Raw genomic sequence first — 14095 nt, 5'->3', positions numbered from 1 at the left:
CTCCGTCGCGTCGGGGCGTGCCCTAGGGTGGTCCCGCGCCACGACCGACGAAGAGGGAACGCAGTGACGAGCAGTGAATGGGGTCGCGTCGACGACGACGGCACCGTGTACGTGAAGACCGCCGACGGAGAGCGCTCGGTGGGGTCCTACCCCGCGGGCACGCCCGAGGAGGCCCTCCAGTTCTTCACCGAGCGGTTCGACGCGCTCGCGTTCGAGGTGCAGCTCCTCGAGCAGCGGGTCAACTCGGGCAAGCTCTCCCCCGAGGAGGCCGCGGAGTCGATCAAGACCGTCCGGGCGCAGGTGACCGACGCCAACGCCGTCGGCGACCTGGCCTCCCTGAGCGCCCGGCTCGACGCCCTCGCCCCGGTGCTGGCCGCGCAGCGCGAGACCCGCAAGGCCGAGAAAGCCGAGAAGGCAGCCGAGGCCAAGGCCGCCAAGGAGGAGCTCGTCGCGGAGGCCGAGCGCATCGCCGAGGGCACCGACTGGCGCAACGGCGCCAACCGCCTGCGCGACCTGCTCGACCGCTGGAAGGCGCTCCCCCGCATCGACCGTCCCTCCGACGACGCGCTGTGGAAGCGGTTCTCCAGCGCTCGCACGGCGTACACGAAGGCCCGCAAGGTCCACTTCGCCGAGCAGGACGAGAAGCGCCAGGGAGCCCGCGTGGTCAAGGAGCGGCTGGCCAAGGAGGCCGAGGCGCTCGCGACCTCGACCGACTGGGGCCCGACCGCCGGCCGCTACCGCGACCTGATGCGTGACTGGAAGGCCGCCGGCCCCGCACCCAAGGACGTCGACGACGAGCTGTGGAAGCGGTTCCGCGGCGCCCAGGACACCTTCTTCGGTGCCCGCGACGCCGCCAACGCCGCACTCGACGCGGAGTTCGAGGCCAACGCGGTCGTCAAGGACGAGCTGATCGTGCAGGCCGAGGCCCTGGTCGGCGCCCTCGAGGGCGGCCAGGAGCTCGAGTCGGTCAAGCGCGCCTACCGCGACATCGCCGAGAAGTGGGAGGCCGCCGGCAAGGTCCCGCGCGCCCGGGTCAAGGAGCTCGAGGGCCGCATCCGCGCCGTCGAGAACGCCATCCGGGCCGCCGAGGACGAGCAGTGGCGGCGCTCTGACCCCGAGAAGTCGGCCCGCGCCAACGACATGGTCACCAAGCTCGAGGACGCCATCGCCAAGGTGGAAGCCGACCTCGAGAAGGCCCGCGCCGCCGGCAACGACCGCAAGGTCAAGGAGCTCGAGGAGAACCTCGAGTCCCGGCGGTCGTTCCTCGACATGGCGCGCCGCGCCTCGGCGGACTTCTCGGGCTGACCTGGTCCTCCCGCGGGCCGGTGACCCGGGGTGGGTCGGGTGGCCGCGCGCGTGGCAGGCCGCGTCTCGGCGTCAAGGACGCTCGCTGCGCTCGCGCCGCTGCGCGGCGGCCTCCGGCCGTCCTTGACCCCGAGCCTCGCGCAGCCTGCCTGACTGCGCGCTGTCGGCGACGCCTCGCAGGCTCGGCGCGCCGCCGCTGGCGCGGCCACCCGCCCCACACGTCACATCGGCACCACGCATGGCGGGAATCTCCCACCCCTGGTCGGTAACTACCTGCCAGGAGTGGGAGTTGCGTCGCAGGAGTGACACCCGTGTGACGGATGGGGCGGCCGCGCCAGCGGCGGCGCGGGCGGAGCCCGTGCCGTTGAGCGCGCCGTCAGTCGATCGGGCGAGGCTCCGGGTCAAGGACCGCGGAGCGGCCGGCGGAGCCGGCGCCGCAGGCGTCCTTGACGCGGAGACCCGATCGACTACGCGCGCGGCCGCCCACACCAGCCCCGGGAAGACATCGGCCGGCCAGGCTCAGGCGGTCACGCGGTAGGCGTCGAAGACCCCCGGGACGCTCCGCACGGCCTTGAGCACGTTGTCGAGGTGCTTGGCCTCGGCCATCTCGAAGGTGAAGCGTGACTTCGCGACGCGGTCGCGGGTGGTCGAGAGGTTGGCCGACAGGATGTTCACGTGGGCGTCGGAGAGCACCATGGTGATGTCGGAGAGCAGGCGGGCGCGGTCGAGCGCCTCGACCTGGATGTTGACCAGGAAGGTCGACTGGCCCGTCGGGGCCCACTCGACCTCGAGGACCTTCTCGGGCTGGCGCTGCAGGTCACCGGCGTTGGTGCAGTCGGTCCGGTGCACCGAGACGCCGCCGCCCTTGGTCACGAACCCGAGGACGTCGTCCGGCGGCACGGGGGTGCAGCACTTGGCGAGCTTGACCCACACGTCGGGCGAGCCCTTGACGATGACGCCGGCGTCGGCGCCTCCGCCGGCGCGGGAGTGGCTGCGGCGGCCGGTGATGGTGACGGCCTCGGCGAGGTCCTCCTGCACACCCTCCTCGCCGCCGTTGAGCTCGATGACCCGGCGTACGACGGACTGGGCGCCGAGGTTGCCCTCGCCGACGGCGGCGTACAGCGCGGTGACGTCGGCCAGCTTGAAGTGGGTCGCGACCAGGCTGAGCGAGTCGTGGGTCAGCAGCCGCTTGAGGGGCAGGCCCTCCTTGCGCATCAGCTTGGCGATCGAGTCCTTGCCGCGCTCGACGGCCTCCTCGCGGCGCTCCTTGGTGAACCACTGGCGGATCTTGGAACGCGCCCGGGGTGACTTGACGAAGGTCAGCCAGTCGCGGGAGGGGCCGGCGTTGACCGACTTGGAGGTGAAGACCTCCACCACGTCACCGTTGTCGAGCTGGGACTCCAGCGGGACCAGCCGTCCGTTGACCCGGGCGCCGATGGTGTGGTGGCCGACCTCGGTGTGCACGGCGTAGGCGAAGTCGACCGGCGTCGACCCGGACGGCAGGGCGATCACGTCGCCGCGGGGGGTGAACACGTAGGTCTCGGCGCGGTTGATCTCGAAGCGCAGCGACTCGAGGAACTCGCCCGGGTCCTCGACCTCGGACTGCCAGTCGAGCAGCTGGCGGACCCAGCCCATGTCGCCGCCGGAGCCCGGCCCGTCGAGGCGACGGTCGGTGTCGCGGCCCTCGCGGCCGTCCTCCTTGTACTTCCAGTGCGCCGCGACGCCGTACTCGGCGCGACGGTGCATGGAAAAGGTGCGGATCTGCATCTCGACCGGCTTGCCCTGCGGGCCGATCACGGTCGTGTGCAACGACTGGTACATGTTGAACTTCGGCATCGCGACGTAGTCCTTGAACCGGCCGAGGACCGGGTTCCACCGGGAGTGGAGGACACCGAGCACGCCGTAGCAGTCACGGTCCTCGTCGACGAGGATGCGGATGCCGACCAGGTCGTAGATGTCGGAGAACTCGCGGCCGCCGACGATCATCTTCTGGTAGATCGAGTAGTAGTGCTTGGGCCGGCCCGTGACGGTGGCCTTGATCTTGCCCTCGCGCAGGTCCTTCTCGACCTGGCTGATCACCTCGGCCAGGAAGCTGTCACGCGACGGGGCGCGCTCGGCCACCATCCGCACGATCTCGTCGTAGATCTTGGGGTGGAGGGTCGCGAAGGCGAGGTCCTCGAGCTCCCACTTGATGGTGTTCATGCCGAGCCGGTGGGCCAGCGGGGCGTAGATGTCGAGGGTCTCGCGGGCGGTGCGCTCCTGGCTCTTGAGCGGCACGTAGCGCAGCGTGCGCATGTTGTGCAACCGGTCGGCGAGCTTGATGACCAGCACCCGGATGTCGCGCGACATCGCCACGATCATCTTGCGGATCGTCTCGGCCTGCGCCGAGTCGCCGTAGACGACCTTGTCGAGCTTGGTCACGCCGTCGACCATCTGCGCGACCTCGTCGCCGAAGTCCTCGCGGCACTGCTCGAGCGTGTAGGGCGTGTCCTCGACCGTGTCGTGCAGCAGCGCCGCGACCAGGGTGGGCTCGGTCATGCCGATGCCGGCGAGGATGGTGGTGACCGCGAGCGGGTGGGTGATGTAGGGGTCACCGCTCTTGCGCATCTGGGTGCCGTGCATCTGCTCGGCCGTGCGGTAGGCCCGCTCGAGCAGCGCCAGGTCGGCCTTGGGGTGGTTGGCCCGCACGGCCCGGAAGAGCGGGTCGAGGACCGGGTTGGCCACCGGGGCGCGGGTGCCGATGCGGGCGAGCTTGGCCCGCATGCCCCGGCCTGGCCCGGGCGGGGCCGACACGGGGCGGGGCGGCTCGGCCGCCGTCTCGTGCCGGGCCGACGGGGTGCTCGCACGCGGGCCGGTGGTCGTCGCCGCGGTGCGCTCCTCCGTCATCGTCCCAGTGTAGGCAGGACGTCAGACGGTCGTGAGGGCATGCACCGGAAGGTCGCCGACCGCGGCCCGCCCGGGAAGGAAGGACAGCTCCATCAGGACGGCGACGGCCGTGGCGGTGCCCCCACAGGCGGCGACCAGGTCGCGGGTCGCCGCCACCGTGCCGCCCGTGGCGAGCACGTCGTCGACGAGCAGGACCCGCTCCCCCGGCGCGATCGCGTCGCGGTGCAGCTCGAGCGTCGCCTCGCCGTACTCGAGGGCGTAGGACACGGCATGGGTCTCGCGCGGCAGCTTGCCCGCCTTGCGCACCGGGACGAACCCGACGCCGAGGGCGAGCGCGACCGGGGCGGCCAGGATGAAGCCCCGGGCCTCCATGCCGACCACCTTGTCGACGACGACCTCGCCGTCGCGCCGGCCGACCTCGGCCAGGGCGTCGACGACGGCCCGCAGCCCGGCCGGGTCGGCCAGCAGCGGCGTGATGTCCTTGAACACGATCCCCGGCTCGGGGAAGTCGGCGACGTCGGGGACGAGGGTCGCCAGCGCCTCGGCCGCAGCCCGGCCGACGTCCGCGGTGTGGCCGAGCGTCACGCCTGGGGCTTCCCGCGCTTGGACTTCGGCTGGCGGGTGGGCTGCTGGCGCCCGGAGCTGCCGCTCTGGGACACCGGGCCCCGCGAGGGCGGCACGGCGCGACCCCGGCCGGGCTCGGAGCCGGCGCCCGAGGACCCCTGCTTGGCCAGCTGGGGACGGACCCGACCGGGCTCGTCGGTCCCGTCGAGGTCGTCGAGGTCGTCGCCGTCGGGGTCGTCCTGCACCGGCAGGTCGTCGGTGAAGGCGGGCACCGCGGCGTACCGGTCGGCCTGGGCCTTGGCCCGTGCCTTGGCCCGGCGCTCGGCCAGCTTGACCTCGGACTCGTTGGACTTCAGGTGCACGACGACGCGCGGGGCCAGGGCGACCGAGGAGTAGACACCGACGGCCATGCCGACGAACTGCGAGAGCGCGAGGTCCTGCAGCGAGCTGGCGCCCAGCTGGGACGCGCTGACGACGAGGATCGCACCGATCGGGATGAGGGCCACGATGCCGGTGTTGATCGACCGCACGAGCGTCTGGTTGACCGCCAGGTTGGCCGCCTCGGCGTAGGTCTGGCGGTTGGCCCGCATGTCGCGGGTGTTCTCCTTGATCTTGTCGAACACCACGACCGTGTCGTAGAGCGAGAAGCCGAGGATCGCCAACAGGCCGGTGACCGCCGACGGCGTGACCTGGAAGCCGGAGAGGGCGTAGACGCCCATCGTGATGACCACGTCGTGGATGAGCGCGACGAGCGCGCCGATCGACATCTTCCACTCGCGGAAGTAGAACGCGATGAAGATCAGGACCAGGACGAGGAACACTGCGACGCCGATGACGGCGCGGGTCGCGACCTCCTGGCCCCAGCTCGCGCCGATCTCGTTGATCGTCAGCTGGTCCTCGGCGACGCCGGAGGCCTCCGAGAGCGCCGCGGCGATCTGGTCGCCCTCGTCCTGGGTGATGTCCTCGACCTGGATCAGCACGGAGCCGCCCGCGGTGGTGACGATGGGTGACTCGGTGCCGGGGATGCCGCTGGCGGCCACGACGTCGCCGAGCTCGTCGGCGCGCTCCTGCGTGGCGGAGGCGACCGGGACGCGGTACTCGGTGCCGCCGGTGAACTCGATGCCGAAGTTGAGGCCCTTGATGAAGAGGGCGCCGAAGGCCAGCAGCACGATGACGCCCGTGATGGCGTACCACCGGGACCGGTTGCCGACGAAGTCGTAGGACTTGCGACCCGTGTAGAGGTCGTTGCCCAGACGCGATGCCTTGCCCATCAGGCCTTCCCTCCAGCCGTGACGGCCGTCTTGGTCGGTTCGGTGGTCGACTGCTCAGCACGGTCGATGCCGAGGGTCTCCGGGCTCAGGCCGGACCAGCGCGAGCCGGAGTTGAAGAAGTGGAACCGGGCCAGCCAGGACACCATCGGCTTGGTGAACCAGAACAGGATCGCCAGGTCGACGATCGTGGTGAGCCCGAGCGCGAAGCCGAAGCCCTTCACCACGCCGGTCGCGAAGATGTAGAGCACGGCCGCCGAGAGCAGCGAGACGACCTGGGCGGCCAGTCGGGTGACCTTGGCGCGCTTCCAGCCGGTCTCCACCGCGACCCGCATCGACTTGCCCTCGCGCATCTCGTCGCGGATGCGCTCGAAGAAGATGATGAAGGAGTCGGCGGTGACACCGACCGCGATGATCAGGCCGGCGATGCCGGGCAGGGTCAGCACGAAGCCCGCGGTCTCGCTGAGCAGCAGGACCAGGGCGTAGGTGACGGCCGCGGCCGCGAGCAGCGAGGCCACCACGACGAGGCCGAGCCCGCGGTAGTAGAGCAGGCAGTAGATGAGCACGAGCCCCAGGCCGAACGCACCCGCCACGAGACCCGCACTGAGCTGGTCACCGGCGAGCGAGGGGCCGATCGTCTCGACCGTCGGGTCCTGGAAGGCGATCGGCAGCGAGCCGAACTTCAGCGAGTTGGACAGGTCGCGCGCCTCGGCCTCGGTGAAGTTGCCCGAGATCTGGGCGTTGCCGTCGCCGATGACGCTGGAGAAGTACGGCGCCGAGAGCACGGTGCCGTCGAGGACCATGGCGAAGTTCTCGCCGTTCTCGCCCTTGACCAGGCCACCCTCGCTCGAAGCGGCGGCGAAGACCTCGCGTCCCTTGCCACCGAGCTGCAGGGTGACGACGTAGCGGACCTCGTTCTGGGGGATCTGGTAGCCGGCGTCGTCGAGGTCGGTGCCCTGGATGACGGCGGGAGAGAGCAGGTACTTCGTCGCTGCGCGCGCCGGGATGTCGCCGACGGCCGGGGCGGCCGGCTCGCAGCCCACCAGCGGCTTGCTCGGGTCGTCGACCGGGCGGTCGGGCACGTCGGCGGCGGCGTCGGGGTTCTTGGTCACCGTGCCGTCGTCGTTGCAGGAGTAGCTGTCGAACAGGTCGACGTCGGCCTGGGTGTAGCCACCACGGATGAAGGCGATGGCGTCGTCGAGCGGGACGACGGCGTTGGTGTCGAAGTCCTGCGTGTCGGCCGGCGCGGTCGGGGTCGCGCCCTCGGTGGGGGCGGTGCCGTCGGCGGGCGATGCGCCGTCGCTCGGCGAGGCGGGCGCGCCGGGGGCGGGCGTGGCCGTGGCCGAGGCGCCCGCGGACGGGGCGGGCGACGGGGTCGTGCCCGCGCGGGCCCAGCCCGGCGCGACACGGTTGGCCGAGGCCGGCGCGGACGACGGCGCGGCGGGGGCCGAGGGGGCCTCCTCGGCCGGCGGGGCAGGCACCTCGGCACCCGTCGAGGGGACCTCGTCGACGCCGGGGACGTCGGTGGCGCCCTGCGCGCCCGTCGGCGGCTGGCAGATGTCGCGGCAGGCGACGAGGCGGAACCGCAGCTGCGCCTGGCGCTGGACGACCTCGACCAGGTTGCGGTTCTGGCTGCCGGGGATCTCCACGACGATGTTGTCGCCCTGGGTGATCACCTCGGCCTCGGAGACACCCGAGCCGTTGACGCGCCGGTCGATGATCGAGCGCGCCTCCTCGAGGTTGTCACGGCTCGGGTTGCCCTGCGCCTGCAGGGTGATGCGGGTGCCGCCCTGGAGGTCCAGGCCGAGCTCGGGCTTCCAGGACCCGGCCAGGGCCACCAAGCCGTACAGGATCGCCGTGCCCAGGAGGAACACCACGAGGGTGCGTCCCGGTCGGGCCTGCTTCTTCGCCAACGTTCAGCTCTCCTCGGACTCGGGCGTCTGCGACGACCCGGTGTCGGACTTCTTCTGCAGGGTGGGTGCGCTGGTGTGCTCGGGCTCCGGGGCGAGGCCGCCGACGGCGCCCAGGGCGACGGTCACGACCGTGCCGGGAGCCAGCTCGACCTCGGCGCGGTCGTCGTGGAGGGCGACCACGGTGCCGAAGAAGCCGGACGTCAAGACGATGCGGTCGCCGGCCACGAGGGCCGTCTGCATCGCGCGACGCTCGCGCTCACGGCGTACGCCGGGGCGCACGACCAGCAACCAGAACACCAGGAGCATGCCCACGAGGAGCAGCGGCGGGACGAGCCCTTCCACGGACGAGACCTCTCACATGAGTCGAGCAGGAGCACAGGGCCGCAGGACAGCGGACCGGGCGACGGGCAAGCATAGCCGCGGTGGTCCCGGCACGGACCAATCCGCACCTCCTGCACCAAGGACCCCAACGTGTCAGGTGTCGAAGAGAGTTCCCTCGTCGGCGGGCCGATCTGGGGCGGCCGGGGCCGGGAGGCCGAGGTGGGCCCAGGCGGCCGGGGTCGCGATGCGCCCGCGCGGGGTGCGGGACAGGAAGCCCAGCCGGACCAGGAAGGGCTCGGCGACCTCCTCGACCGTCTCTCGCTCCTCCCCCACGGCCACGGCCAGCGTGGACACGCCCACCGGACCGCCGCCGAACCGGCGGCACAGCACGTCGATGACGGCGACGTCGAGCCGGTCGAGGCCGAGGGCGTCGACCTCGTAGAGGTCGAGGGTCGCGTGGGCGACCTCGAGGGTGACCACGCCGTCGGCGCGCACCTGGGCGTAGTCACGGACCCGGCGCAGCAGCCGGTTGGCGATGCGCGGGGTGCCACGGGAGCGGGAGGCGATCTCGGCGGCGCCCTCGTCGGTGAGGCGTACGCCGAGCAGGTCGGCCGAGCGGTGCACGATGAGGTCGAGCTCGGCCGGGTCGTAGAACTCGAGGTGGCCGGTGAACCCGAAGCGGTCGCGCAGCGGCCCGGGCAGCAGCCCGGCACGGGTCGTCGCGCCGACGAGGGTGAAGGGCGGGATCTCCAGCGGGATGGCGGTGGCGCCGGGCCCCTTGCCGATGACCACGTCGACCCGGAAGTCCTCCATGGCGAGGTAGAGCATCTCCTCGGCCGGCCGCGACATCCGGTGGATCTCGTCGATGAAGAGGACGTCACCCTCGTTGAGGCCGGACAGGATGGCGGCGAGGTCGCCGGCGTGGGTGATCGCGGGGCCGCTGGTCAGGCGCAGCGGCGAGCCGAGCTCGGCGGCGATGATCATGGCCAGCGTCGTCTTGCCGAGCCCGGGCGGGCCGGAGAGCAGGACGTGGTCGGGGGCCCGACCGCGGGCCTTGGCGGCGTCGAGGACCAGGCCGAGCTGCTCGCGCACCCGCGCCTGGCCGACGACCTCGTCGAGCGTGCGCGGACGCAGCGCCGCCTCGATGGCCCGCTCGTCGCCCTCGGCCTCGGCCGCGGTCAGCGACCCGGTGCGGGAGCGCAGGTGACGCTCCTCCGCCTCCGTGAGGTCGTCGAGGTCGTCGAGGTCGTCGAGGTCGTCGAGGTCGTCGTCGTGCACGTCAGGCCTTGCTCAGGGTGCGCAGGGCAGCGCGCAGCAGCGCACCCACGTCGGGGGCGTCGCCGGCCTGGTCGGCCACCGCCTCGACCGCCTTGTCGGCGTCCTTGGCCGGCCAGCCGAGGCCGACCAGTCCCTGGTGGACCTGGCCGCGCCAGGCGTCGACGACGGGAGCGGCCGGCGCGCCGGGGACGCGGGGCCCGGTCGGCGCGCCGATGCGGTCCTTGAGCTCGAGGATGATGCGCTGCGCGCCCTTCTGGCCGATGCCCGGCACCCGGGTCAGCGTCTTGACGTCGTCGGAGGCGATGGCCCGGCGCAGGTCGTCGGGGCTGAGGACCGCGGTGATGGCCTGGGCGACCTTGGGCCCGACGCCCGAGGCGGTCTGCACGAGCTCGAAGACCGCCTTCTCGTCGTCGTCGACGAACCCGAACAGGGTCAGGGAGTCCTCGCGCACGACCATGCTCGTGGCCAGCCGCGCGGGCTGGCCGGTGCGGAGGGAGGCGAGGGTGCCGGGGGTGCACATCAGCTCGAGACCGACACCGCCGACCTCGAGGACGGCGCTGGTCAGGGTGAGGGCGGCGACCTCGCCGCGGACGTGGGCGATCACGGGGTCCAGGTCCTCCGTCGGGTGGGGGCGGTGCGGGCGACGGCCGCGTCGAGGCGGGCCTGGGCGCCACCGCGCCAGATGTGGGTGATGGCGAGCGCCAGGGCGTCGGCCGCGTCGGCGGGCTTGGGTGGCGCGTCGAGGCGCAGGATGCGGGTGACCATCGCGGTCACCTGGGCCTTGTCGGCCCGGCCGCTGCCGGAGACGGCCGCCTTGACCTCGCTCGGCGTGTGCAGGGCGACCGGCAGGCCCCGCCGCGCCGCGCACACCATGGCGATGCCGCTGGCCTGGGCGGTGCCCATCACGGTGCTGACGTCGGAGCGGGCGAAGACCCGCTCGACCGCGACGGCGTCGGGCTGGTGCTCCTCGATCCAGGCGTCGACACCGCGCTCGATCGTGACCAGCCGCTCCGGGACGGGCAGCGTCGAGGTCGTGCGCAGCACGCCGACGTCGACGAGGCGCAATGGACGGCCGACGTCACCGTCGACCACCCCCATGCCGCACCGGGTCAGCCCGGGGTCGATCCCCAGCACGCGCACCTCGACCGCCTCCCACCGACACACGTTCGGTCGAACGTGTGTTCGCAGCCGACGCTAGCCCGACCGCCAGCCGGGTGGGAGCGCGACACGCGGTCGGCCCACGGTCGCCTCAGCGGTTGACCTTGTCCACGTAGGTGCCGTACTGCAGCTGGGCGATGCTCTGGCCCGAGACCGTGCCCGGGAGCACCCGCCCGACGCAGCCGGGGGCGAAGGTCACGCGCACCCCCTTCTTGCTGTCGATCCAGGTGGCGTTGGCACGACACCGACGGGTCGCGTCACCGCTGCGGTAGATGCCGGCCGTCCAGGAACCGTTCCACACGGCGTAGGCCTGCCAGGTCGGCGCCCCCGTGCGGTTGTTGCGGAACCACACCTGGGCGTAGACCTTGGCGGCGGGCTGGGGCGAGCCGTACCAGCGCAGCTCGGTCGAGTAGGTCCGACCGGTGCGCACGGCGACCGAGCGCGCGTCGCCCCGCACGTCGCGCACGTCGCCGCGCGGGTCGCTGCGCTGCTGCGCACTGCCGCCGCTGACGTCGGCGTGAGCGGTCGGCGAGGTGACCGGCAGGACGGTCAGCGCCGTGGCGACGGCCAGCGTGAGAGCGCCCAGGAGGCGCGGGCGGGAACGACGGGAGAGGTCGGTGGAGGGCACCGGCCCAGGGTACGGCGTCCGGCGTCCTGCGCCTCAGGCGTCGGCGCCCTCGAGCTCGGCCATGACGTCGTCGGACACGTCGTAGTTGGCGTAGATCGTCTGGACGTCGTCGAGGTCCTCGAGGACGTCGATGAGCCGGAACAGCTTGGCCGCGCCGTCGGCGTCGAGGGCGACCTTGTTGTCGGGCACGAAGGAGGCGTCGGCGGCGTCGTAGTCGATGCCGGCCGCCTGGAGGGCGGTGCGGACCGCCACCAGGTCGTTGGACTCCGAGACGACCTCGAGGGTGTCGCCGAGGTCGTTGACCTCGTCGGCGCCGGCCTCGAGGGTGGCCTCGAGGACGTCGTCCTCGTCGACCTTCTTGCCGTCCTGCTCGACCGGCACCGTGACGACGCCCTTGCGGTGGAACAGGAACGAGACGGAGCCGGGGTCGGCGAGGGAGCCGCCGTTACGGCTCATCGCGGTCCGGACCTCCATCGCGGCGCGGTTCTTGTTGTCGGTGAGGCACTCGATGAGCAGGGCCACGCCGGCCGGGCCGTAGCCCTCGTACATGATCGTCTGGTAGTCCGCCCCGCCGGTCTCGGCGCCCGACCCTCGCTTGACCGCGCGCTCGATGTTGTCCTTGGTGACCGAGGACTTCTTGGCCTTCTGGATGGCGTCGAACAACGTGGGGTTGCCCGCGGGGTCTCCCCCGCCCATGCGCGCCGCGACCTCGATATTCTTGATGAGCTTGGTCGTCATCTTGCTGCGCTTGGAGTCGAGCGCGGCCTTCTTGTGCTTCGTGGTCGCCCACTTGGAGTGGCCGGACATGCGTACCTCTTCCTACGTCTGCGTCTGGGTCACCAGGTCCAGGAAGAGACCGTGGACCCGGGGGTCGTCACCCACCTCGGGATGGAAGGACGTCGCCATCAGCGCGTCCTGTCGCACCATGACGATCCTATCGGGGTCGTCGGTCCGGGCGAGCACCTCGACCCCGGGGCCGGTCGACTCGACCCACGGAGCACGGATGAACACCCCGTGCACCGGCTCGTCAAGGCCGGCGACCTCCACCGGCCCCTCGAAGGAGTCCACCTGGCGGCCGAAGGCGTTGCGACGGACCGTGACGTCGAGTCCGCCCACCGTCTCCTGGCCCTCGGCGCCGTCGAGCACGCGGTCGGCGAGCAGGATCATCCCGGCGCAGGTGCCGAGCACCGGGAGCCCGTCGGCGATGCGTGCGCGGAGCGGCTCGAGCAGGTCGAAGGTGCGGGCGAGCTTGGCGATCGTCGTGGACTCACCACCCGGCAGCACGAGACCGTCGACCGCGGCCAGCTCCTCCGGTCGTCGTACGGCGACGGCGTGGGCGCCGAGGCCCGTCAGCGCCCGCAGGTGCTCGCGGACGTCGCCCTGGAGGGCGAGGACGCCGATGGTGGTCACGGGCCGCGACCCTAGCGGCTGACGTCAGTACTCGATGGGCGAGGAGGTGCGAACGTTGCCGTACGAATCGACCAGGCGGATGATCAGCGTGAAGTCCTGGCTGTAGCCCACGGGAGCGGGTGCGTAGGCCGTGGACTTGGATCCCGGCACCGACCACGAGGTGGTGCCCGTGGCCAGCTGGAACGTGGGGCACGCCCCGTTGGTGGCGCCGACGTAGGCCGACCCGTTCCAGCACTGCGCGGTCGCGGACAGGTTGAGGATCAGCGTGCGGACCCGCAGGAGCGAGAACTCGACCCGAGCGACCGTTCCCCCACCAGAGTCTGAGGCCGTGCCGCAGGCGAGCTGCGTGTTGGTGCACGAGGTGAGCACGGGCGTCTGGTAGTTGCCGCCGGGCGAGATCACGTCGGGGGTGTAGGCGCGGCGTGTCGTCGACTCCGAGGTCCAGTTGGCGCCGTACCTGGCCCGGACGCCGTAGTAGTAGGTGGTGTTCGCAGCTGCGGTCGCCGGCTTCGGCTCCGTGCAGCTCAGCGGGGACGTCACGTCCTGGCACATCACCGTGCCCGTACCGCCGGTCGCCTGGGTGTAGCGGACGATGTCATAGGTCATGGCGCCGGTGTCGCCCGTCTTGACCGGGGCCCAGGAGATGGGCGCCGCGCCGGTCCCGGTGGTCTGGGTGATGACGTCGGGCTGGGCGGGTACAGCGATGCTGCCGCTCGTGCTGGTGCTGGTGGCCGCCGTCGCGCGATCGGTGAAGGTCGCCAGGGTCCCGCTGGTGCCGATGACCGCCGCCGTGGCCACGGAACCGGCGACGAGCACGGTGGCCGCCCGACGACGTCGTCGTCGCGTTCCGGTGTCGGCGTGCCGGCCACCGCGGGGAACCGCTGGCGCACGGTCCTTTTGACGACCAGACGTGAGCAGGAGCAGCATCGCGCTGAGCGCGCCGAGGGCCACGAGCCCGGGCGGCGTGAGCAGGTGCGCGACGACGTAGCCGCCGTAGGGCATCGAGGCGATGACTCGCTCGGCCGAGGTGACGACGTACACCTCCGAGTCGGCGGTGTTGTTGGCGTCGCCCTTGAGGACGAGCGAGGCCTGGTCACCACGCAGCGTGGTGCTCTGGACACGGTGGGTGATCCGCTCACCACTCGCGGCGGTGACGCTGACGACGTCCCCCGGGCGCAGGTCGGAGGCGTCGACGGTGCGGGCGAGGGCGAGTCCGCCCGTCGGGATCTCGGGAGCCATGGAACCGGACCGGAAGACCAGGAAGCTGAAGCCGCCGAGGGCGACGGCCAGGGCGGTGACGACGGCGAGGAGCCCGAGAGCAGCCCCCACCCAGAGGACGAGCTCCCGCAGGCGCGAGACCACGG

General features: G+C 72.1%; 13 protein-coding genes. 1 reads left to right on the top strand and 12 read right to left on the bottom strand.

The window, feature by feature from the left end:
- The first annotated feature begins 63 nt into the window (after nt 1–63).
- Nucleotides 64–1305, top strand: a complete 1242-nt coding sequence (locus tag FJQ57_RS07730) for a DUF349 domain-containing protein (RefSeq protein ID WP_139978679.1) — start codon at nt 64–66, stop codon at nt 1303–1305.
- 519 nt (nt 1306–1824) lie between these two features.
- Here FJQ57_RS07730 and FJQ57_RS07725 read toward each other — a convergent pair.
- The 12 genes from FJQ57_RS07725 to FJQ57_RS07670 all read right to left on the bottom strand — a co-directional run bounded on the left by FJQ57_RS07725 (nt 1825) and on the right by FJQ57_RS07670 (nt 14093).
- Entirely contained in the window at nt 1825–4068 is a 2244-nt protein-coding gene (locus FJQ57_RS07725; protein WP_139979171.1) for a RelA/SpoT family protein, read from the bottom strand.
- 144 nt (nt 4069–4212) lie between these two features.
- Nucleotides 4213–4776, bottom strand: a complete 564-nt coding sequence (locus FJQ57_RS07720; protein WP_139978677.1) for an adenine phosphoribosyltransferase — start codon at nt 4774–4776, stop codon at nt 4213–4215.
- Complete coding sequence (secF, locus tag FJQ57_RS07715; RefSeq protein WP_139978675.1) at nt 4773–6026, bottom strand: protein translocase subunit SecF; 1254 nt, start codon at nt 6024–6026, stop codon at nt 4773–4775. The genes FJQ57_RS07720 and secF overlap by 4 nt, the downstream gene beginning before the upstream one ends.
- Nucleotides 6026–7936 carry a protein translocase subunit SecD gene (secD, locus tag FJQ57_RS07710; protein ID WP_139978673.1) on the bottom strand — a complete coding sequence of 637 codons (1911 nt, stop codon included), beginning with the start codon at nt 7934–7936 and terminating at the stop codon, nt 6026–6028. Before secD ends, secF begins: the two co-directional genes overlap by 1 nt.
- Before the next feature lie 3 nt (nt 7937–7939).
- Entirely contained in the window at nt 7940–8278 is a 339-nt protein-coding gene (yajC, locus tag FJQ57_RS07705; protein WP_139978671.1) for a preprotein translocase subunit YajC, read from the bottom strand.
- A 132-nt stretch (nt 8279–8410) separates the two neighbouring features.
- A complete protein-coding gene (gene ruvB, locus FJQ57_RS07700) occupies nt 8411–9460 on the bottom strand; it encodes a Holliday junction branch migration DNA helicase RuvB (RefSeq protein ID WP_139979169.1) in 1050 nt (349 codons plus the stop codon).
- Nucleotides 9461–9536: 76 nt separating this feature from the next.
- Complete coding sequence (gene ruvA, locus FJQ57_RS07695; protein ID WP_139978669.1) at nt 9537–10139, bottom strand: Holliday junction branch migration protein RuvA; 603 nt, start codon at nt 10137–10139, stop codon at nt 9537–9539.
- Complete coding sequence (gene ruvC, locus FJQ57_RS07690; protein WP_139978667.1) at nt 10136–10675, bottom strand: crossover junction endodeoxyribonuclease RuvC; 540 nt, start codon at nt 10673–10675, stop codon at nt 10136–10138. The genes ruvA and ruvC overlap by 4 nt, the downstream gene beginning before the upstream one ends.
- Before the next feature lie 109 nt (nt 10676–10784).
- Complete coding sequence (locus FJQ57_RS07685) at nt 10785–11321, bottom strand: hypothetical protein (RefSeq protein WP_139978665.1); 537 nt, start codon at nt 11319–11321, stop codon at nt 10785–10787.
- A gap of 33 nt (nt 11322–11354) precedes the next feature.
- Nucleotides 11355–12128: a YebC/PmpR family DNA-binding transcriptional regulator gene (locus FJQ57_RS07680; protein WP_139978663.1), complete on the bottom strand. Its 774-nt coding sequence runs from the start codon at nt 12126–12128 to the stop codon at nt 11355–11357.
- A gap of 12 nt (nt 12129–12140) precedes the next feature.
- Nucleotides 12141–12731 carry a pyridoxal 5'-phosphate synthase glutaminase subunit PdxT gene (gene pdxT, locus FJQ57_RS07675; protein WP_139978661.1) on the bottom strand — a complete coding sequence of 197 codons (591 nt, stop codon included), beginning with the start codon at nt 12729–12731 and terminating at the stop codon, nt 12141–12143.
- A 24-nt stretch (nt 12732–12755) separates the two neighbouring features.
- On the bottom strand, nt 12756–14093 hold the full coding sequence (locus FJQ57_RS07670) for a signal peptidase I (RefSeq protein WP_211348766.1): 1338 nt from the start codon (nt 14091–14093) through the stop codon (nt 12756–12758).
- Nucleotides 14094–14095: the final 2 nt, after the last annotated feature.

It is taken from the genome of Nocardioides litoris, assembly GCF_006346315.1.
GTDB lineage: Bacteria > Actinomycetota > Actinomycetes > Propionibacteriales > Nocardioidaceae > Nocardioides > Nocardioides litoris.
The sequence above is the reverse complement of the archived record's forward strand: the minus strand, read 5'-3'. Positions and strand labels throughout refer to the sequence as shown.

Coding starts and splice junctions, on each gene's coding strand:
- FJQ57_RS07680 (WP_139978663.1), bottom strand. CDS start 12,128: ATGTCCGGCCACTCCAAGTGGGCGACCACGAAGCACAAGAAGGCCGCG.
- FJQ57_RS07725 (WP_139979171.1), bottom strand. CDS start 4,068: ATGCGGGCCAAGCTCGCCCGCATCGGCACCCGCGCCCCGGTGGCCAAC.
- secF (WP_139978675.1), bottom strand. CDS start 6,026: ATGGGCAAGGCATCGCGTCTGGGCAACGACCTCTACACGGGTCGCAAG.